16 protein-coding genes and 1 pseudogene are annotated in these 20,829 nt (G+C 65.5%); 4 read left to right on the top strand and 13 right to left on the bottom strand.

Features of this window, described 5'->3' with window-relative positions; genetic code table 11:
- The first annotated feature begins 102 nt into the window (after positions 1–102).
- On the top strand, positions 103–1,104 hold the full coding sequence (gene glk / locus ACIDOCELLA78_RS88585; RefSeq protein ID WP_201728641.1) for a glucokinase: 1,002 nt from the start codon (positions 103–105) through the stop codon (positions 1,102–1,104).
- 63 nt (positions 1,105–1,167) lie between these two features.
- Here glk and ACIDOCELLA78_RS88580 read toward each other — a convergent pair whose 3' ends face one another.
- From ACIDOCELLA78_RS88580 to ACIDOCELLA78_RS88540, 9 genes and pseudogenes are all read right to left on the bottom strand, one after another.
- A complete protein-coding gene (locus tag ACIDOCELLA78_RS88580) occupies positions 1,168–2,322 on the bottom strand; it encodes a hypothetical protein (protein ID WP_201728640.1) in 1,155 nt (384 codons plus the stop codon).
- Positions 2,323–2,331: 9 nt separating this feature from the next.
- Complete coding sequence (locus ACIDOCELLA78_RS88575) at positions 2,332–2,754, bottom strand: biopolymer transporter ExbD (RefSeq protein WP_201728639.1); 423 nt, start codon at positions 2,752–2,754, stop codon at positions 2,332–2,334.
- A gap of 28 nt (positions 2,755–2,782) precedes the next feature.
- Positions 2,783–3,088 (bottom strand): transposase, encoded by a 306-nt coding sequence (locus tag ACIDOCELLA78_RS88570; RefSeq protein WP_201728638.1) that lies wholly within the window; start codon positions 3,086–3,088, stop codon positions 2,783–2,785.
- Positions 3,089–3,159: 71 nt separating this feature from the next.
- Positions 3,160–4,836 (bottom strand): IS1634 family transposase, encoded by a 1,677-nt coding sequence (locus ACIDOCELLA78_RS88565; protein ID WP_201727475.1) that lies wholly within the window; start codon positions 4,834–4,836, stop codon positions 3,160–3,162.
- A 265-nt stretch (positions 4,837–5,101) separates the two neighbouring features.
- The gene (locus ACIDOCELLA78_RS88560; RefSeq protein ID WP_201728637.1) at positions 5,102–5,494 is read right to left on the bottom strand and encodes an IS5 family transposase; all 393 of its coding nucleotides are present in this window, start codon (positions 5,492–5,494) and stop codon (positions 5,102–5,104) included.
- Between the two features lie 77 nt (positions 5,495–5,571).
- Positions 5,572–5,976, bottom strand: a pseudogene (locus tag ACIDOCELLA78_RS88555) (ExbD/TolR family protein); the annotation flags it as partial.
- 5 nt (positions 5,977–5,981) lie between these two features.
- Positions 5,982–6,929, bottom strand: a complete 948-nt coding sequence (locus ACIDOCELLA78_RS88550) for a MotA/TolQ/ExbB proton channel family protein (RefSeq protein ID WP_283770831.1) — start codon at positions 6,927–6,929, stop codon at positions 5,982–5,984.
- Positions 6,930–6,979: 50 nt separating this feature from the next.
- The gene (locus ACIDOCELLA78_RS88545; RefSeq protein WP_214006281.1) at positions 6,980–7,606 is read right to left on the bottom strand and encodes a hypothetical protein; all 627 of its coding nucleotides are present in this window, start codon (positions 7,604–7,606) and stop codon (positions 6,980–6,982) included.
- Positions 7,607–7,786: 180 nt separating this feature from the next.
- Positions 7,787–9,421, bottom strand: a complete 1,635-nt coding sequence (locus ACIDOCELLA78_RS88540; RefSeq protein WP_201728634.1) for a TonB-dependent receptor domain-containing protein — start codon at positions 9,419–9,421, stop codon at positions 7,787–7,789.
- 253 nt (positions 9,422–9,674) lie between these two features.
- Here ACIDOCELLA78_RS88540 and ACIDOCELLA78_RS88535 point away from each other — a divergent pair, with 253 nt between their 5' ends.
- Positions 9,675–11,354 carry an IS1634 family transposase gene (locus ACIDOCELLA78_RS88535; RefSeq protein WP_201728633.1) on the top strand — a complete coding sequence of 560 codons (1,680 nt, stop codon included), beginning with the start codon at positions 9,675–9,677 and terminating at the stop codon, positions 11,352–11,354.
- Between the two features lie 115 nt (positions 11,355–11,469).
- Here the strand turns inward: ACIDOCELLA78_RS88535 and ACIDOCELLA78_RS88530 are convergent, their stop codons facing one another.
- Entirely contained in the window at positions 11,470–12,510 is a 1,041-nt protein-coding gene (locus ACIDOCELLA78_RS88530; protein WP_201728632.1) for a LacI family DNA-binding transcriptional regulator, read from the bottom strand.
- Between the two features lie 335 nt (positions 12,511–12,845).
- Positions 12,846–13,994: a radical SAM family heme chaperone HemW gene (gene hemW / locus ACIDOCELLA78_RS88525; RefSeq protein ID WP_201728631.1), complete on the bottom strand. Its 1,149-nt coding sequence runs from the start codon at positions 13,992–13,994 to the stop codon at positions 12,846–12,848.
- Positions 13,995–14,196: 202 nt separating this feature from the next.
- On the opposite strand from hemW, the gene rpsB reads away from it, so the two are divergent.
- Together rpsB and tsf are read left to right on the top strand one after the other, a co-directional pair.
- Entirely contained in the window at positions 14,197–14,970 is a 774-nt protein-coding gene (gene rpsB, locus ACIDOCELLA78_RS88520) for a 30S ribosomal protein S2 (RefSeq protein ID WP_201728630.1), read from the top strand.
- Between the two features lie 73 nt (positions 14,971–15,043).
- Entirely contained in the window at positions 15,044–15,949 is a 906-nt protein-coding gene (gene tsf, locus ACIDOCELLA78_RS88515) for a translation elongation factor Ts (protein ID WP_201728629.1), read from the top strand.
- Between the two features lie 150 nt (positions 15,950–16,099).
- On the opposite strand, the gene ACIDOCELLA78_RS88510 is transcribed toward tsf, so the two are convergent.
- Both ACIDOCELLA78_RS88510 and ACIDOCELLA78_RS88505 read right to left on the bottom strand, forming a co-directional pair.
- Positions 16,100–17,770, bottom strand: coding sequence for a methyl-accepting chemotaxis protein (locus tag ACIDOCELLA78_RS88510; RefSeq protein ID WP_201728628.1), 1,671 nt, complete (start codon positions 17,768–17,770; stop codon positions 16,100–16,102).
- Between the two features lie 240 nt (positions 17,771–18,010).
- Positions 18,011–20,683, bottom strand: coding sequence for a hypothetical protein (locus ACIDOCELLA78_RS88505; protein ID WP_201728627.1), 2,673 nt, complete (start codon positions 20,681–20,683; stop codon positions 18,011–18,013).
- Positions 20,684–20,829: the final 146 nt, after the last annotated feature.

Genomic DNA, 20,829 nt, shown 5'->3' with positions numbered 1-20,829 from the left:
ACCCGCTGCGCCCCTTCCTTCCTGTTAGTCTATGACATAAACACTCGACGCTTGCAATCGATTGCACTAGGGTTTGTTCTGTTGGGGGAAATGAGAAACGCCATGGAAGAAACGCACGAGATCGTTGTTGCCGATATCGGCGGCACACATGCGCGCTTCGCGCGCGCGCAACTGTGCGCACGGGGGGTTGCATCGGTTTCATCGCCGGTCACGCTGCGGACGAGCGATTTCGCATCGCTTGATCTCTGCTGGAAGGAATTTGCCAACCGTCAGGATACGCCGCTGCCGAAGGACGCGAGCATCGCCGTCGCCTCGCCGGTGTCGGCGGATGTCATGAAATTGACTAACAGCTCCTGGCTGATCCGCCGCGCGCATCTGCGCGACGAGCTTGGCCTTGAGACTGTTATTCTTCTCAACGATTTTTCAGCCATCGGCCATGCTGTTGCACACCTGCCGCAAGAGGGATTTTCGCATCTCTCAGGCCCGCCGAGGCCCCTTCCGGAAAGCGGGGTGATCAGCGTTATCGGTCCGGGGACGGGGCTTGGCGTGTCGTGTATTCTTCGCAAAGACGGCCACAGCTTCATCATCGGCAGCGAGGGAGGGCATATCGATTTTGCGCCGCTCGACCTGTTCGAGGATTTTCTGCTGACAAGGCTCCGCAGCCGATATCCCCGCGTCTCCGTCGAGCGCGTTGTGTCGGGGCCGGGACTGTCGAACATCTATCAATCCCTCGCCGAGATGGAACGGTGTCCGGTGCGGTTTGCCGATGATCGGCGTCTCTGGACCACGGCACTGAGCGGCACCGACAGACTGGCCTCCGAGGCGCTGGCGCGGTTCTGCCGATGCCTCGGGGCTGTCGCGGGTGATCTCGCACTGGCGCACGGGGCGGCGGCGGTCGTCATCGCCGGCGGGGTCGGCGCGCGCCTTGCCGATTATCTGCCGAAATCGGGGTTCGCCGCGCGCTTTGCCGCGAAAGGGCGGTTTGAACCAATCATGGCGGATATGCCTGTGAAGCTTCTCATCCACCCGCAGCCGGGGCTGTATGGCGCCGCGATGGCCTATCTAGAGCATCATCCGATCAGATGGAGTCATCTGATCGGATAAAATGGATCGGAAAGTGCTCTGGTGTCCCGAACCTGAAATCCACCGGATTTCAGATTCGGGACACTATTGAACGTCAAGCCATAGTTTCGCCAGCGTTCCGGCATCGTCGTGGCTGTCGATCGCGCGCCACATCGCCTGGGCTTTGGCTGGCTCACCGGCTTCCTTGAACGCGATCCCCATCTCAAGCTCGGCCTGGGCGGGTTGAGACAGCCGACCTGAGCGGATCGCCTCTGCCATGAGACGCAGGCCCGCTTTGTCGCCGCCCTCGACACTGTTCCATCCGATGTAGAACAACGCCTGTTCATCGTGAGACTTCCGGGCTTGCGCGACTGCCGCGGCCTGCCCCGCGCCCTGGTCGGCGACACGCTTCTTGACCAGGGCCATGAGGCGCTTCTGACGGTCCAGATCGGCGCCGGCGCCCATCACCCCACTGGCGAAACCGTGGGTGATGATGGCCAGCGCCTCGTTGTTCAGCCCCGCCTGCAACGCCTCCTGGGTTGCAAGCATATAGGCGGGTTCGGTTGCCGGAACCCCTGCGGCCTGCTGCAGCCTGAAGAAATCGAGCGCCAGGCGGTCGGCATAAACCGGCCTGGTCCGCAAGACGCCGAGCAACTGCGTCCAGTTCGCCTGCGTGGGATAGGCCTGCACCATCAGGGACAGGGCGCGGACATACCCGTCATTGTCCCTGGTCGTGGCATAGCAATAGGCGACCATCTGCAAATCGGTGAGTGAGCCATGCGGCCCGACCGCCTGGCTGAGCGGCGCGCACTCGTTCAACTTGAAATAGGATTGCAGCAATAATTGGTGATAGCGCGGGTCCCTGGACAGATGCGTCTTGATGACACCTGCGGCATGGGCGTAGTCGCCGGCCGCGTAGTAGGAACTCGCCTCCGCCTCGGCGACGACCGTGAGCCTTGGGCCTGACAATTGGCCGCTGGCCAGGAGCCCCGCATAGTCGGCGGCGGCGGCGGCATGGTCGCCGCGGGCCGCATCGATCGCGGCGCGTATCTGCAGGATCGTGAAGCTTTCCTCTGCCGTCTTCCCTGACACTGCCTCGGCTTTTGCCACATCACCGAGCGCCGCGGCGTAGCGGTGCGCGCTCAGGGCCTGCTCGGCGGCCCGCAGCGGGATGGCAATTTGCGGGCGAAGCGCCGCATATGCTGGCGCGGCCATCAGCATGGCGATGCCCAGCGCGAGAGTCCTGCGAAGCGCCTTCATTCACCTCTCCTATTGCGCAAACTGTTCGTTTCCAACGATACCGATCTTGGTCACGTCGTCACGCTCGGCGATCGCCATGACGGCGATGACATCACCGTAGCTCGCGAGCTTGTTCGGGTTGACGTGAACCTCCGGCTGGTCGGAAGCGGCGGCGATCTGCTTGAATTTTGCGTCCAGCGCCGTGAGGTTCGGCACTAACACACCGTTCCAGTAGATCGTTCCGTCGAAATCGATGTCCACCTGAACGACCGGCGGCGGAGAGGTGGGCGGCGGCGGGGCCCCGTTGGGCAGGTTCAGATTGACGGAATGCAACTGGATGGGAATCGTGATGATCAGCATGATCAGCAACACCAGCATCACATCGATCAACGGCGTGGTGTTGATGTCCACCATTTCTTCGGGCTCGTCGCCCGAGCCGAGATTCATCGCCATGGCTAGCTCCCCGCGTTAGGTTCTGGACTCAACTGATCCAAGATGTGACGGCGAGGACGAGGCAGATACCTGCGAGGAAATTTCGTGCGGTTTTGTCGTAGCGTGTGGCGATGGCGCGCCAGTCCTTGAGCCTGCAGAAGGCGCGTTCGATGAGATTGCGCTTTCTGTAGGCGACGGGGTCGAAGGGCGGAATGGCGCGGCGGTTGGGCATGGGCGAGATCACGGGCCTGGTGCCTTGGCGGGTGAGGAAGGCGCGCAGGTCATCGGCGTCGTAGGCTTTGTCGGCGATCAGCTCTTCTGGCCCGACTTGAACAGCGACCTGAAAATAGTCCAATGAAAACAGCCATGTATTGTGGGCGCGTGGTTTCTTAGCACCACACCCTGCGGCTTTCGGGAGGATTTGGATCAGGAAGCGGATGCGTCTCGCACGTTGGCTGGCAGGGCGACGCCGGCGGCCTTGAAGATCGGCCCGATCGAGTTGGTTGCTGGGGTGCGCAGGACGATCTGCTGCCCGCGCTTGCTGATGGTGACCTCCTGGAGGCGGTCGAGATCACGCAGGAGATCGGCCCATTCGACGCGCTTGCCGGCCCGGCGGAGTTTTTCGTCGAGCGCCTGGTGCAGGATCAGCGCGAGGAACGAGCAGAAGACGTGGCCGCGGATGGCGGCGTCGGAGGAATGGTAGATTGGCCGGGTGCGCATTGTCGCCTTCGCGACACGGAACAGCCGTTCGACATTCTGCAGGTCCCGGTAGCGGATCACCGCCTGCAGCGGTGAAATCCGGGCGTTGGAGCGCAGCACGAAGACGCCGTCGAAGCGGGCTTCCTCGGCGAGCTTGCCGGCGTCGATCTCGAACAGCTTGTGCTTGCGGCCGGGCTTTGCGTCACTGACCGGGCGCAGGAAGCGGCGATAGGCGGAGTTGCCGATCAGCGCCTTATCGCCGCGCGTCAGCTGACGATCGAGGGCGGCGACCACCTTGCGCCTGGTCTCGGCCTCTTCGATGGCCACCGCCTCGTTGCGGCAGACGATATAGCGCTTGCCCGCGACCTTGACCTCCTTGATGAAGAGCTGGGTCTCGTCGCCACCGGCGCGCTCGAGGCAGAGCGGGGTGTAGGGGCGCTCATCGGCCAGCACCACCTCGCGGACGATGCGGTCGGTGCGTTCCCTTGCGCCGAGCACGTATTCCAGCCCGCGCTCCTCCAGCGCGGCGATCGTCGCGGCACTGATCATGCCGCGATCGGCGACGACGCAGACCCGGCCGATGCCGAAGCGCGACCGCAGGCGGTCGATCACCGGCACCAGCACCGAGACATCGGCGGTGTTTCCTGGCCACATCTCGGTGCAGATTGGCCTTCCGTCCTGATCGATCACCACGCCGAGGATCATCTGCGCGAGCTGTGGGCGGTAATCCTTGGAGTGGCCCCGCGCGCCCAGCGTCTCGCCGCCGGCACCTTCGAAATACAGCGAGGTGGTGTCCATGAACACGACCGAGAGGTCGGTGAACAGATCATGCCGTCGGGCGAAGAGACGCTCTTCCACCAGATCCTTCACCGTCCGTGGCGCAAAGGGCGTGGCATCCCCCTGTTCCTCGTCCGGCAGCTCTTCGCCGAGCCAGGCCATGGCGCGGTAGAGGTGATGCAGGCCGAGCTCCTCGGTGCCGGGAATGTCGTAATCCTCGAGCCATTTGTCGCAGGCGCGATCCGAGCCCGAGACCATGATCCGGTGGAGCACGGTGGCGAACACCGCGCGCTCGACCGGGAACTCGAACTGCCGCCCGGCCAGCAGCTCCTCGAACACAGCAGCGATCCCGCTCTCCTGCCACAGTCGGCCGAACAACAGCGGCGCGCCGATCCGCTTGCAGCTCAGCCCGTCCGGATTGCCTGCCGCCAGCTGGGCCAGGACCGAGGCACGGTCGGCATAGCGCGCGATCGAGGCGGCGAGGCGGTCGAGACCTCCATCGGCCAGGACGACTTCCTTCCGGCCCAGGTTCTTGATGATGCGCTGCTTGCTGCGCCCGTCCTCACGGACGCTCTCGACCAGATAAAGGTAGCTGTAGCCGTTGATTCGCTTCTCGCGCACGAACATGCCGAATTGGCAGCCGAAAACCAATCATAAATCAAGTTAAAAGAAGCAATTTACGCAATTATTTAGCACCACGTTTTTGCAAAATCCCGACGTGCCTACGAAAATCTCGAGTGAAATCAAAGATCTCAACTTACGATACCGTATCGTTCCGGGTTTGACTGTTTAAGTCGGGTCTGGTGGCGGTATTGTGGGCAGAAGCGCCCTGGCGCCGCTGATGTCGGAGGCCTGTCCCGGCGTCAGGAGGAGTGCGGCGATGCGCCCCTGCTCATCCGCGACGGCGTGGATCTTGGTCGTCCGTCCACCCTCGACCGGCCGATAGCCTGGCTTTGCGCCCCCCTTTACCGCCCGCGGCCGCGCGATGTGCCCGAACCGAGGTGCTGTCCACCATGGCGATGCGCGGCGGATACGCGCAGGCGACCAGGGCCGCAAAGATCTCCTGCCAGAGGCCACGCTGGCTCCAGCGGTTGAACCGGTTGAACACCGTGGTTCGTGGCCCATAGGCCTCAGGAAGCGCTCGCCATCGCAAGCCCTCGCGAAAGCGATGCAGGATGCCGCTCAGCACCCGGCGGTCATCAACCCGAGGCTTGCCGCCAAGCTTCGGCAGCAATGGTTCGATCGCAGCCCATTGCGTGTCGTTCAGCCAGAAAAGTTCCGCCATGTTCCAAGTCCTCCAAACAGACTTGAATCAGACGCTCCGTAGTCATGGCAATAGGTACAGAACCTAGAGCCAGTGGGGTCGGTCACGAAATTCACCTTCGTGATTCCCACCTGCTGGCAGATAAACAAGACCTGCCCGACCGATTTGTATTGCGCATTTCTATCGCCACGGATCACGATGGCCGGCTGTGGATTTTCGCGCGCGATTTTGATCATGTCCCGACGCAGCGTCGCCACATCGGGGATCAGTTGCTGGTTCCAGTAAATCCCGCCCTTGCGATCGACCGAAATGTTGATGTTTTCCGGCCTGGTTTGCAGCGGCTGATTTTTTTCATGCGGGAGCTGAACGGGAATGGTGTGCGTGACCACCGGAATGGTGATGAGAAAGATGATCAGCAGCACCAGCATCACGTCAACGAGGGGGGTGGTGTTGATGGTGGAGACGAGGTCGTCGTCTCCATCACCGCCAAGCTGCATTGCCATGGCTGTTACGCCACCTGCTCGGCGGCATCGCTGCTCAGCAGCACGAAGAGCATCTTTTTGGCGAATTTGCGCACGAGATCCATCGACCTCTTGTTGCGGCGCACGAGGAAATTGTACCCAAGCACGGCCGGAACCGCGACCGCGAGACCGATGGCGGTCATGATCAGCGCCTCGCCCACGGGGCCGGCCACCTTGTCGATGCTCGCCTGGCCGGCGATGCCGATAGCGGTGAGCGCGTGATAGATGCCCCAGACCGTGCCGAAAAGCCCGACGAACGGCGCTGTCGAGCCGACCGTGCCCAGCAGCGCCAGCCCGTCTTGCAGGCGGCTTTGCACACCGGCCACGCCATCCTCGATCGACGAGGTCGCGAAGCTGTGCAGATCGATTTTACCAAGCAGGCCCGGATGTTTCTCGAGCGACTCGATGCCGGTCTGGGCGACGTAGTGAAAGGCCGTGCCTTTCCTCATTGTCGCGGTCGCGACGCGGACGGAGCCGGCATTCCAGAAGCCCGCATCGACCGCCTTCGCGTCGCGAAACAGTCGCGATTGGGCGATCCCCTTGGTGATCAGCACGTACCAGCTGCTCATCGACATCACGACCAGGATGAGCAAGGTGCCGCGCGCGACAAAATCACCATGGGCCCACAATGCACCGAGCCCATAAGGATTTGCTATGCTGATGATTCGGGGCTGGCGGGCGGGCGGCGGTGCTACGGGCGGCGCGGCCTGGGCGCCATTGGCAGTGGCGGCAGAGGACGCAGGCGCGGGCGTGCTGGCTGCCGCCGGCGCGGCGGCGGCAGAGGACGCAGGTGCGGGCGTATTGGCTGCCGCAGGCGCGGCAGCGGCAGGCGCGGGAGACGGGCTGGGCGCGGAGCTTTGGGCGTGTGCCACGGACAGCCCGGAGCAGAGGAGAAACATCGCCGCAAGTCGGAAAAGATTCTGTTTGTTTGACATCGTCGTCACCTAAACTTGACTGTTAAAATAAGGTCCGGACACGCCGGGGATCAATTCGCCCTGAATTCAAAGGGGGCTCGCACCAGAACAGTCTTCCCCTGGCCGTGACAGGACAGCATGCTGACGCCTTGCAGGGCGAGCCGGTTGACGCCCGGGAAAGTCGAGGACACGACGTGGGGATTCGCGACCGCGCCGCTGGCCTCAACCGAGAACTCGACGACCACGCTTGCACTGTTGATCCCCTCCGAGTCGGATAGTCTCTGGAATGCGTTGGAAAGTGCCTGAGCAACGCGCACGATATTGGGGCAGACCACGCCGATGCTGACAGGATGTGGCTTGGCGGGCGCGGGCTTGGCGGGGACGGGCTTGAGCGCGGTGGGAGCCGTCGGCCTGGTGGAAGACGTTACGGCAAACACCGGCTTTTGCCGCGGCGGTTGTTGAATCTGGACAATCGGCGGCGGGATGTAGGGTGGCGGCGGCGCGCTCAATACGGGCGGGGGCGGGGGCGGCGGCGCTACCGGCGGCGGCGGCGGAGCAGAGGCTTTCACAATCTTGATTTCCAGAGGCTTCCTGAGCAGATCGACCGCGCTCGTGGCCAGGCCCGAGACAAGGGCATAGACGAGGAAGACATGCAGCACGATGACGATGCCAATGCCAATCGCCTTGTTTCGGTTCATTGGAACGTTGTCGCCAAACTCCATAGTCAATCTCTCCCGGGAGATCGCCCGCAGGGGCCTGATTTTATAAAAACCGCGGCGCGCGGCACCGGCCGGCCCATTCCGGCTTTGGACAAGGGACAGTCACAAAGAGAGGCCAGGCCGCTCGCGAACCTGGCCAGTTTGAAACAACAGTTCAGGTTAGAAATTGTAGCGAACCGAAGCCTGGACCGTTCGCCCATTGAACGCGCGGGCTGCCGCAGCCGTCGCGCCGCTGATATTGTCCAGCTCCGAATAGGCAATCGCGTTGGTCACGTTGCTCGCGGTGAGCATCGCTGTGAGCTTGGGGGTCACGTGATAGGTCGCGAACAGGTTGAGCAGCGCATAGCCCGGCATGACGATGGTGTTCTGATCATTGCCGTAGGACGAGGTTGTTCCGATGACATTGCCGCCGACCGTGAGTTTCCGATACGTGTAGGATGGCGAAATCTGGAAGATCCAGTCGGCCTGGCGCTGTGGCGTCATGCCGAGCGCCCCCGTCTCGTTGGTCGAGGTGATGCGCGCATGGGTGTAGGTCGCGCCAGCCCGGACCTGGAAGCCGCGATAGACATAGCCCAGTTCGATCTCCGCGCCGTATGAGTGGTATTTGTTGGCGGATGCGACCTGTGTGGTCACGTCGTAATTCGACTCCGACGTGTAGGCATCGAACAGCGTGACGAAGGCGTTGAGGTTTCTGTAGCGCCCCTTAACACCGCCTTCATATTGCTTGACTTCATTGATCGGGATCGGGGCCGAACCGTTGAGGTCATTCTGGCCGGGATTGATGATGCGGTCCGCGTTGAAGGAAACGCCATCGCTGATCCGGCCGAAGACTGCGAGGTTGTGGTTGAACTCGTAGTTCGACCCGACCGAGTAGGAGGTGTGCCGAACCGAATAATTCACGTTGTACTGGTTGGCGGCCAGATACCGATACGAACCGTTGCTGAGCACGGCTCCATTGAAATAGCCGCTTGCGTTCTGGATGTCTTCACGGACGCTCGCATCACTGGTCAGCTTGCCGAACGACCAGCCGAGATCGAGATAGGGCGAGGTCGTCACGTACGAGACGTGATAGGTCCGATCGCAACATCCGCCAAAGCCGCTGCCGATGCCGCCGATCGATGTCGTCGAGTTGAGGAGCGCGGCATTCCCCTGATCGATCCCCATCAGATAGGAATTGAAGTTCCACACCAGATCGAGGTTCTGGTTCGCGACGTAAAGTCCGGCCGTGGGCGTGAAGGTGCCGAGCGATCCCGCATCGAGGCTCCTCGACACTTTGAGGTCGTTGGCGATGTTGCCCAGATTGTTGAGGCGGGTGTCAAACGCCACCGTGGAGTAGGCCGTGCCGGTGTAGGTTTGCCCGACATTGGGGCCGGTGACCCATGTGGCGCCGGTAACGACCGAGCCGTTATTCGCCGGATAGATGCCCATGAACCCGCCGCGGATCGCCGCATAACGGAAATTGTCCTTGACGTTTATGCCATTCTCAAATGTCTTCGACAGTTGAAATCCGATCGACGCATCCTTTGCCTGGAAGCCGGAGTTGAAATTGGTCGCGGAATAGCCGTTGTTGGAGTTCAGCGTGACGTCCTGACCCAGATTCGGCGAGTAGAAGCTGAATGTCCGAGGGTCGATGCCCGGGATCGCACGGATCGATCCGTTGATGGTGGTCACCGGCACCGGCAGGGCGGTTGGCCCCTGATCGTCAAGATAGCCGAAATTGACCCGGATATAGCCGCCCTTGATGTCATGCGTGAAATTGCCATGGATCTGGCCGCCATGGGAAATGCCATCCACCGCATTCCGCGATCCGCCCTGCCCGTAATGATAGAAGCCGGCGATCTCGAAGCGGTTGTTGGCGTTGATCGGGCCGCCATACCCGACTTAAACAGTCAAACCCGGAACGATACGGTATCGTAAGTTGAGATCTTTGATTTCACTCGAGATTTTCGTAGGCACGTCGGGATTTTGCAAAAACGTGGTGCTAAATAATTGCGTAAATTGCTTCTTTTAACTTGATTTATGATTGGTTTTCGGCTGCCAATTCGGCATGTTCGTGCGCGAGAAGCGAATCAACGGCTACAGCTACCTTTATCTGGTCGAGAGCGTCCGTGAGGACGGGCGCAGCAAGCAGCGCATCATCAAGAACCTGGGCCGGAAGGAAGTCGTCCTGGCCGATGGAGGTCTCGACCGCCTCGCCGCCTCGATCGCGCGCTATGCCGACCGTGCCTCGGTCCTGGCCCAGCTGGCGGCAGGCAATCCGGACGGGCTGAGCTGCAAGCGGATCGGCGCGCCGCTGTTGTTCGGCCGACTGTGGCAGGAGAGCGGGATCGCTGCTGTGTTCGAGGAGCTGCTGGCCGGGCGGCAGTTCGAGTTCCCGGTCGAGCGCGCGGTGTTCGCCACCGTGCTCCACCGGATCATGGTCTCGGGCTCGGATCGCGCCTGCGACAAATGGCTCGAGGATTACGACATTCCCGGCACCGAGGAGCTCGGCCTGCATCACCTCTACCGCGCCATGGCCTGGCTCGGCGAAGAGCTGCCGGACGAGGAACAGGGGGATGCCACGCCCTTTGCGCCACGGACGGTGAAGGATCTGGTGGAAGAGCGTCTCTTCGCCCGACGGCATGATCTGTTCACCGACCTCTCGGTCGTGTTCATGGACACCACCTCGCTGTATTTCGAAGGTGCCGGCGGCGAGACGCTGGGCGCGCGGGGCCACTCCAAGGATTACCGCCCACAGCTCGCGCAGATGATCCTCGGCGTGGTGATCGATCAGGACGGAAGGCCAATCTGCACCGAGATGTGGCCAGGAAACACCGCCGATGTCTCGGTGCTGGTGCCGGTGATCGACCGCCTGCGGTCGCGCTTCGGCATCGGCCGGGTCTGCGTCGTCGCCGATCGCGGCATGATCAGTGCCGCGACGATCGCCGCGCTGGAGGAGCGCGGGCTGGAATACGTGCTCGGCGCAAGGGAACGCACCGACCGCATCGTCCGCGGCGAGGTGGTGCTGGCCGATGAGCGCCCCTACACCCCGCTCTGCCTCGAGCGCGCCGGTGGCGACGAGACCCAGCTCTTCATCAAGGAGGTCAAGGTCGCGGGCAAGCGCTATATCGTCTGCCGCAACGAGGCGGTGGCCATCGAAGAGGCCGAGACCAGGCGCAAGGTGGTCGCCGCCCTCGATCGTCAGCTGACGCGCGGCGATAAGGCGCTGATCGGCAACTCCGCCTATCGCCGCTTCCTGCGCCCGGTCAGTGACGCAAAGCCCGGCCGCAAGCACAAGCTGTTCGAGATCGACGCCGGCAAGCTCGCCGAGGAAGCCCGCTTCGACGGCGTCTTCGTGCTGCGCTCCAACGCCCGGATTTCACCGCTGCAGGCGGTGATCCGCTACCGGGACCTGCAGAATGTCGAACGGCTGTTCCGTGTCGCGAAGGCGACAATGCGCACCCGGCCAATCTACCATTCCTCCGACGCCGCCATCCGCGGCCACGTCTTCTGCTCGTTCCTCGCGCTGATCCTGCACCAGGCGCTCGACGAAAAACTCCGCCGGGCCGGCAAGCGCGTCGAATGGGCCGATCTCCTGCGTGATCTCGACCGCCTCCAGGAGGTCACCATCAGCAAGCGCGGGCAGCAGATCGTCCTGCGCACCCCAGCAACCAACTCGATCGGGCCGATCTTCAAGGCCGCCGGCGTCGCCCTGCCAGCCAACGTGCGAGACGCATCCGCTTCCTGATCCAAATCCTCCCGAAAGCCGCAGGGTGTGGTGCTAAGAAACCACGCGCCCACAATACATGGCTGTTTTCATTGGACTATTTTCAGGTCGCTGTTCAAGTCGGGCCTGAGTGCAATCAGGTTTTCGCCAGTTTTCCCCGCCGCCGCCGCGGGCGGGGCGCGATACTGGCGCCGCAGGACGCGCGTATGATCAGACGCACCGGCACGACGCTGGAGCGCACGTCCTCTCCCGCCATCCGCTTGAACAGCTTGTTCACCATCAGGCGGGCCCCGGCCGCCAGATCCTGATGCACGGTGGTCAAGGCGGGGGTGTAGGAAGCGGCCAGCATCAGGTCATCGAACCCCACGACCGCGGCGTCGCGCGGGACATTCAGGCCATGACGATCGAAAATGTTGATCGCGGCGCCCGCCAGCTGGTCCGAGGCGGCGAAGACCGCATCGAAGGGCGTCCCCTTGGCCAGAAATTCGCCGATCGCCGCGTGGCTGCCAGCTTTCCTGAACGTCACGCGGCACTCGAGGGCAGGGTCCCAGCTCACACCGGCCCCGGCCAGGGCCTCATGGTAGCCTTCGAAACGCGCGGCGATCTCTGGCAATTCCCGGTCGCCGAAAAAGGCGATCCGCCGATGGCCGCGTTCGAGCAGGTGCTCGACCGCCATGCGCCCCCCGGCGCGGTTGTCGGACCCGACGGTGATGTAGGCGTCATCGCCCATATCGGCGCCCCAGACCACCAGCGGCTTGTAACGCTGGCCCAGCGCCTTGATCTGCGCGTGCTGAGTGCTCTGCCCGATGAGCAGGATGCCATCGCTCCGCCGCTCGATCACCAGATTGGCGAGGCCGTTCGGTTCGCCGGCGCCGATCTTGCGCAGCAGGAGGTCATAGCCGCGATCGGCCAGTTCGTCGGCCAGGAATCCCAGCATCTCGAGGAAAAACGGATCGGATATTCCCTGATCGACTTCATGATGCAGCGGAACGGCGACGGTAATGGTGCCGGTTCTTTGCAGCCGCAGGTTGCGGGCCGTGTGGTCGACCGTATAGCCGACAGCTTCGGCGATTTCCCGAATTCTCTCCCGTGTCGCCTGGCTGATGAGCGTGCTGCCCCGCAACGCCCGGGAAACGGTCGCCTCGGAGACGCCGGCTAGGCGGGCGATATCAGACATTTTTCTTGACACGTGAGCGATACCCTATCCCGTTGTCTCACATACGAGCGTGGCGGGCGCTGCCAACCACACCCGACGCCGCGGGGCGCCCGGCCGGACGCCGATCCGGAACGGGCGCGCCCCTCGCGCATGGACCTTGGCGTCAATAGCACCGCGGCGTGCGCGATGTCGAAATGCCGCACGCCGATGGGCCAGCGTCGCCCGGATACCGGGCCGTGGTGATCGGGGTATTGGCGTCGCAGAGCCTGGCGAAGCCGGCCGTGGCGCATGCGGGGGGCACGCGCCGCCGATCGATGCGTTTCCGGAAATTCGGGTCCTCCGTGGGGGCGGCGCGGTCAGCTCAGCAGGGCTGCGAGCAGGGAATCGAGCCGCTTGCGGCCCTCATAGGTCGCCGCGACGCGCGCTGCCGTGATGTCGAGATAGCCGGCCTCGATCGCCCGCGCCGTCATGTCGGGGTCGAGCAGGCTGACGAGATCGCGGCCGGTTCGCGCCGCGTAGGCGTCGCGGTCGATTCCCTCGGCGAGACGCAACCCCATCAGCAGCGCCTCGCGGGCCCGGTCATCGGCGCCGATCGCGATCTCCTCGGTGCTGCCATGACCTGCCGCCTCGACCCGCGCGGCCCATTCCTCCGGCGCGCGGTGCCGCCGGGTTGCCAGCAGTGTCGTGCCCAGGCTGATCCGCCCATGCGCGCCGGCACCGATGCCGGCATAGTCGCGGTAGCGCCAGTAGGCGAGGTTGTGGCGCGATTCCTCGCCGGGCTTCGCGTAGTTGGAGATCTCGTAGGGGGCGAGGCCGAAGCGGGCCGCTTCCTCGGCGGTGGCGTCGTAGAGCGCGGCGGCGTCGTCATCCTCGGGGAGCGCGAAATCGCCGCGGGCATGGGCGGTGGCGAAGCGGGTGCCGGGCTCGATGGTGAGCTGGTAGAGCGAGAGATGATCGAGCCCGACGGCGAGGGCGGCGCCGAGTTCGGCGCGCCAGGCGGCGAGCGTCTGGCCGGGCCGGGCATAGATCAGGTCGAAGGACAGGCGCGGGAAGATGGCGCGGCCGAGTTCGACCGCGGCCAGCGCCTCGGCGGCGCCATGCTCGCGGCCGAGAAAGCGCAGCGCGTCGTCGTTCAGGCTCTGCACGCCGATCGAGACGCGGTTCACCCCGGCCGCGCGATAGGCGCGGAACCGCCCGGCCTCGATGCTGGTGGGGTTGGCCTCGAGCGTGATTTCGAGATCGGGGGCGGGGGCGAACAGGCGGCAGGCCCGCCCGATCAGTGCGGCGACGCTTTCGGGCGCCATCAGGCTCGGCGTGCCGCCGCCGAAGAAGATCGAGGTCAGGCGGCGCGGGCCGAGGCGGGCGGCCTCGTAGTCAAGCTCGGCGAGGAGTGCGGCGACGATCCGCGGCTCCGGGATGCGCTCGCGGACATGGGAGTTGAAGTCGCAATAGGGGCATTTTGCCTTGCAGAAAGGCCAGTGGATATAAAGGGCGAGCGGGGTCATGCGGGGTGGTTTAGCATGTCTTGCGCGGAAGGAAGATCTGGGCCATACGGCGCGGGTCGGCACGCTTTCGAGCGAGGATGCCGATAATTCGCACACGAAGCGCCTTATCCAGCGCGCTGGTTCCGGTGCCGCAAGGCTCGGCTTCGTGGAGGTTCAACCGGATGGCGGCCCGCGCGGTCGCCCCAGACAAGGATACCAGATCATGGCGATGCCAGACGTTTCCCTGCGTCAGCTCCTCGAAGCCGGCGTGCATTTCGGCCACAATACCCGCCGCTGGAACCCGCGCATGTCGCCGTTCCTGTTCGGCGTGCGCAACCAGGTTCACATCATCGACCTGCAGCAGACGGTGCCGATGCTCGAGCGCGCGCTGCGCGAGATCCGCAACGTGACCGCCGGCGGCGGGCGGGTGTTGTTCGTCGGCACCAAGCGGGCCGCGGCCGAGCATGTGGCCGATGCGGCGAAGCGCTGCGGGCAGTATTATGTGAACCACCGCTGGCTCGGCGGCATGCTGACCAACTGGAAGACCATCACCAACTCGATCCGCAAGCTGCGGCAGATGGAAGAGACGCTCGCCGGCGAGGGCCAGGGCCTGACCAAGAAGGAAATGCTGAACCTGATGCGCGAGCGCGAGAAGCTCGACCGCGCGCTGGGCGGCATCAAGGAAATGGGCGGCCTGCCGGACATCCTGTTCATCATCGACACCAACAAGGAGAAGCTCGCGGTCGAGGAAGCCAACAAGCTCGGCATTCCGGTCGTCGCGGTGCTCGACTCGAACTCGAACCCCGAGGGCGTCACCTATCCGATCCCGGGCAATGACGACGCGATCCGCGCCATCACGCTGTATTGCGACCTGGTCGCCAACGCGGTGCTCGACGGGATCAGCGCCGAGATGGCCGCTTCCGGCGCCGATATCGGCGCGCTGGAGGAGCTGCCGGCCGAGGCGGTGGCGGACGAGGACGCCGAGGCGCAGGCCTGAGCCGCAGGCGGGACGAATTCCGGGCCCGCCGCGCGGCGGGCCCGGCCCTGTTCATTTTCTGAGGAGAACTCCCATGGCCGAAATCACCGGCGCGATGGTCAAGGATCTGCGTGAAAAGACCGGCGCGGGCATGATGGACTGCAAGAAGGCGCTGACCGAGAGCGGCGGCGACATGGAGGCCGCGATCGACTGGCTGCGCAAGAAGGGTCTTGCCGCGGCGGCCAAGAAGTCTGGCCGGACGGCGGCGGAAGGCCTGGTCGGCGTTGCGCATGAGGGCAACAAGGCGGCGATGGTCGAGGTGAATGCCGAGACCGACTTCGTGGCCCGCAACGAAGCGTTCCAGAATTTCGTCGAGACCGCGGCGAAGCTGGCACTCACCGTGGGCGAGGATGCCGAGGCGCTGAAGGCGGCCACCTATCCGGGCACGTCGCACAGCGTTGCCGACGAGCTGGTCAGCCTGGTCGCGACCGTCGGCGAGAACATGTCGATCCGCCGGGTTGCGGTTGTCGAGGTGAAGGACGGCGTCGCGGCCTCCTACGTGCATGGCGCGTTGAAGCCGGGGCTCGGCAAGATTGGCGTTCTGGTGGCGCTCGAGGGCAATGCCAGCGAGGCGCTGGCGACGCTGGGCCGGCAGATCGGCATGCATGTCGCGGCGACGCGGCCGGACGCGCTGAGCATCGCCGAGGTCGATCCGGCGGCGCTGGAACGCGAGAAGGCGGTGCTGGCCGAGCAGGCACGCGCCTCCGGCAAGCCGGAAGCGATCATCGAGAAGATGGTCGAGGGCCGGGTGAAGAAGTTCTACGAGGATGTGGTGCTGCTGGAGCAGACCTGGGTGCACGACGGCGAAAGCAAGGTGCAGAAGATCGTCCAGGGCGCGGGGGCGACGCTGACCCGTTTCGTTCGGTTCACCCTGGGCGAGGGGATCGAGAAGGAAGCCACGGACTTTGCGGCGGAAGTCGCGGCGGCGGCGGGGGTCTGACCCTTCGCTGCGATCCGCCGCGCGGCGATGCGCGGCGGGAGTGGGATGTCGAGGACGGCGGCGCGGCGATCGCGCCGCCGTTTTCATGTCCGGCCGCCGGGGTGGGCAAGAGCGGGTTGCGCCGCCCTGCCCTGCCCTGCCCTGCGTCGCTCAGACCAGCGCGGGCAGTGGCGGCGATGCGGCGGGCGGGCGGGCGGGCGCGGTGGCGGCGGGAGCGGCGAGGGTTCGGAAGCCGGCGACGCGGTCGGCCAGGCGGCCGATTTCCTCGCGCAGGGAATGGGTGGCGGCGGAGGTTTGCTCGACCATCGCGGCGTTCTGCTGCACGGCAACGCTGACCTCGCCGGCAGCGGCATTCAGCTCGGCGAGGCTGCCGGCCTGCTCGGCGGCGGCGGTGGCCATTTCGCCGACCAGGCCGTGCAGGTCGGTGACATGGCTCAGGATGGTATCGAGCGCCGTGCCGGTTTCACCAACGAGACGCACGCCGGCATCCACCTGTTCGGAGGAGCGGGCGATGAGCTGCTTGATCGATTTCGCGGCCTCGGCCGAACGGTGGGCAAGGGCGCGGACCTCGGTGGCGACGACGGCGAAGCCGCGCCCGGCCTCGCCCGCACGGGCGGCCTCGACCCCGGCGTTCAGCGCCAGCAGGTTGGTCTGGAACGCCACCTCGTCGATCAGGCCGATGATCTGGTCGATCTCGCGGGATGACGCCTCGATCCGGTTCATTGCCGCCACCGCCTCGCCGACGACGGCGTGGGATTTGCGCGCGGCAGCGCTGGTGGCATCGACCGCCTTGGCGGCGCGGGCGGCATTGGCGGCGGTTTTGCCAAGGCCGGTGGTCACGCTGCCGAGCAGGGTGCTGACCTGTTCGAGGGAGGTGGCCTGACGCTCGGTGCGGCCGGAGAGATCGCCGGCGGCGGTGGCGATTTCGGTGACGCCGAGATTGATCTCGTCGGTGCTGCGGCGCACGCCGGCGATGCTTTCCGACAGGCGGCTCGCGGCCGTGTTGAAATCGACGCGCAGCCGGTCGAGCGAGGGGATCAGTTCATGGCCGATCGCGACGGAGAGATCGCCGTTGGACAGGCGCGCCAGCGCATCGCCGACCAGCCCGACCTCGCGCATGCGGGCGGTGAGATCGACCGCGAACTTGACGACCTGGATCACCTTGCCCTCGGTATTGTAGACCGGATTGTAGGTGGCCTGGAGCCAGACGGACCGGCCGCCCTTGCCGATGCGCTCGAACTCGGCGGAGAAGAACTCGCCCTTGCGCAGCCGCTCCCAGAAGGCGGCGTAGGCCGGGCTCGCGGCATAGGACCGGGTGGCGAACATGGCATGCCGGCGGCCGACGACCTCGTCGCGCGCATAGCCCATCGTGGCCAGGAAGTTGCCGTTGGCATCGAGAATGGTGCCGTCGAGCGTGAAGGTGATGACGGCCTGCGAGCGGCCGATCGCGTTGATCAGGCCCTCATTGGTGGCGGCGGCGGTGGTTTCGGCGGTGATGTCGAGCGCGGCGGCGGCGATCCGCACCACGCGGCCGCTTCGGTCGCGCACCGGGGTATAGACGGCGCGCAGCCACAGCTCGTTGCCGGCCTTGCCGAGGCGGCGGAACACGCCGGAACTGGCGGCGCCGGCGGCAAGGCCGCGCCAGAAGGCGGCATAGGCCGCGCTGTCGCGCTCGGCAGGGGCGACGAGCAGGCGGTGATGGCGGCCGGCAAGCTCGGCGAGGTTGTAGCCGGTGAGGCGAAGGAAGCGCTCGTTGGCATCGAGGATCGTGCCGTCCGGCGTGAAACTGGCGAGACCGAAGGATTCGCCAAGAGATTTCATGTTTCGATATTTGTCTATAAAATGACTTAAACGAAAAACCATGGCGCGGGACGGTCCCTGTCTGCAATCCTCTTCGTGTCTATTTGAGAATTGTGCACACTTGATTAACGGAACCACGGCGGAAGACCGGCGTTTTTCGCGGGTCGGCATCCGGGACGGCGCGGATATCATGGTGTCTGATTTCATTTTCATTGCCGTTTGGACGGGATTTTTTTGCGGGCAATAAAAATTGACGATTTGTCAGCGAGTCCGGCCGAGACCGCGCGCCGCCGCGACGAGCAGGGCGAGAAGGCCGAGAGACGCGGCGACCCAGGCGAGGCGGCTGTAGCGCGGCGCGAAGGTGAAGCGCAGACGGTTGATCCCCTGGTGCAGGGGGACGGACTGGAACACCTCGCCCGTGCGGGTGAGCGGGATTGGCGCCGCGTTGTCGGTGGCGCGCCAGCCGGCGGCGTAAAGCTCGCGGCGGGTCAGGCGCGCGGGCGCCGCACAGGTGGCGATGACATGATCGGTGCCGGGCGATGACAGGGAACAGGCCGGGTCGGTCGTGTAGAACGGCGCGGCGTTGGTCAGGCGCCAGATGCTGAGCAGATGGTCCGACCAGGCGCGGACCAGGTAGGGCGACCGGGGAGCACTGAACACGAGGCGCGGGGTGTGGAGGGGGACCGGCTTGCCGTCGGGCCCGGTGATCGCGACGGCGGCGGGGTTGTGGGTGATGTAGGCCCAGACGGCATCCGGGCTGGTGCCGCCGCGATGGGCGAAGGTGATGGTGTAGGCCTCGCCCTGCCGCAGATGGACGGGGTGGTCGAGCTTCACGGTGAAGGGGCCGTTATCCGGCGAGCCCTGCATCGGCGCGTGGCCGGAGGCGCAGGCGGCGCCGGGCGCGCCGGGGCAGATCGTGATGGTTCCGGTGCCGTTGGCGGCGTTGCCATAGGTGCCGTGGAGAATGCCGATCCGGGTGAAGGCGGGGAGCCTGGCAAGGGCGGCGGAGGCGGTGCCGCGGAAGGTCATCGCATGGCCCGGCGCGAGGGGAATGCCCAAGGCATTGGCGCTGATCGGCGGGAAGGCGACGGTGGACGCGGGGATGAAGGACGGGGGGGCGATCAGGTAGCGGATGGCAAGGGCGGCATAGGCCGGCTCGCGGCGCAGGAATTCATCGCGGGCGTAGGTGGGGGTGAGCGGGGCGAAAAGCGGCTGGAACAATGCGGGAGGCAGACGCCCGCCGAATTCGGGGGCGAGATGGTCATGGATGTAGCGGGCGAAGGAGAGGTCGGCCGGGAAATATTCGTAGTTGATGTCGGGATAGCCGAAATAGGCGGAATAATTGGCGAGGATCGGGCTGAGCGTGTAGGCGCGGGCCGGGGTGAGGTGGGTGCGGAGATAGGCGAGCGCCGCCGTATCGAGCGTGCCGGCGCGGTGATTGCCGAGCCGGGGGACGAGGAACAGGGCGATGGCGTTGGTGGCGAGCAGCGCGACGAAGGCGAGGCGCCGGGCCTCGCCGCGCAGGGCGTAGAGCGCGAGGGCGGCCAGCAGGAGACTGGCGGCGGCGGCGGCGAGGGCGGCGCGATACCAGGCATGCTGGATGATGGCGGCAGCGGCGGCGAGGCGCCAGGGCAGCAGCGACGGCGCGGCGAGCACGCCGGCCGCGAGCAGCAGGACGAGGGCGGCCAGCAGCGGCAGGGCCCGGGGCAGCGGGGCGGAGCGGGCGGCGTCGATCCCGCAGGCGGCGAGGGTGGCGATGGGCAGCAGCCAGATGGGGGTGGCGTAGCGCCAGAAATAGACCTTGCCGAGGCCGGGGATGAGGTTGCTGGCGGCGATGATGGGGTGGATGCCGAACAGGCGGGCGAGGCAGCCCAGCGTCCAGACGCCGAGGAACAGGGCGAGGCCGCGATCGCGCGCCGCGATCAGCCCGGACAGGGCGGCGAGGATGGGCAGCAGGCCGATGGAGCGGCCGGTCGCGTCGGCGAGGCCGAACAGCGGGTCGCTGCCGATCCAGTCATTCAGGGGGCCGAAGACATAGGGCACGAGGAGGCCGGCGATGCCCCGCGCGGGGATCGATTGCTGGCCGAAATTATGGCCGCCGAGCTGGCCGCTGGCGAGCAGTGCATCGGCGAAGGCGACGAGCTGGGGCGCGGCGATGGCGAGGCCGCAGAGGCCACCGGCGGCGACGCGGAGGGCGAAGGCTGCCCGGTGCGGGGCGCGGACGAGGCGGAAGGCGGCCCAGGCGAGGGCGAAGAGCCCGTTGAGATACGCGGCTTCGGGGAAGCCGGCGAAGATCGAGAAGGCGATGCCGAGCGCGACCAGGATGACGGCGCGGTGGGGGTGCGCCGGGTCTCGCGCATCCTCGATGCCGTGCAACGTGATGGGCAGGAAGGGCATCGCGCAGAGTTCGCCGATATGCGGCGGGTAGGCGAAGACGGAGTTGAAGGCGAAGAGCAGCGCGCCGGCGAGGGCGGCGAGGCGGCCGAGGGACAGCCGGCGGAACAGGGCGTAGGTCGCGAGGCCGAGCATGGCCTGCATGAGGGTTTGCAGCCAGACGACGCCTGTGGGCAGGGCGAGGAGCAGGACGAAGGGCAGGAAGAAGGCGGCGGGCTGGATTTCGCCGGCGAGCGGCAGGCCGATGCCGTTATCGGGGTTCCACCAGGGCAGGCGCAAATGGAGCCAGTCTTGCGCGGCGAGATGGCCGAGGGCCTGGGTGGTCCAGCCGATATTGGGATCGCCGAACGACTGGCCGTGGATCAGGCCGGGGAGGACGCCGGTCGCCGCACCGGAGCTTGTCCAGATCGGGTTCAGGCTGACGCCGAACAGCCAGGCGGGCAGCAGACCGAGCAGCGGGGCCAGCGCGAGGATCAGCGGCGGGACGAGAGGATGGCGGTCGAGCCAGTCGGGGGGCGCGAGGGGGGACGTTCCGGTCATGCGCAGGGCAGTTACGGTAACTTCGTGGTATCTTCAATCCACAGCGATGGCGCGGGGCGCAAGGGGGGATGGCGTGGATCAGCCCCCTGCCCCGCGGCGCGCCGGGCGGGTTGGCCGGATTCCGCTTCGGGTGGGGCTGGTGACGG

This window comes from Acidocella sp. C78, assembly GCF_907164655.1.
Note: the sequence above shows the minus strand (reverse complement) of the source record. Positions and strands in the feature narration are given on the sequence as shown.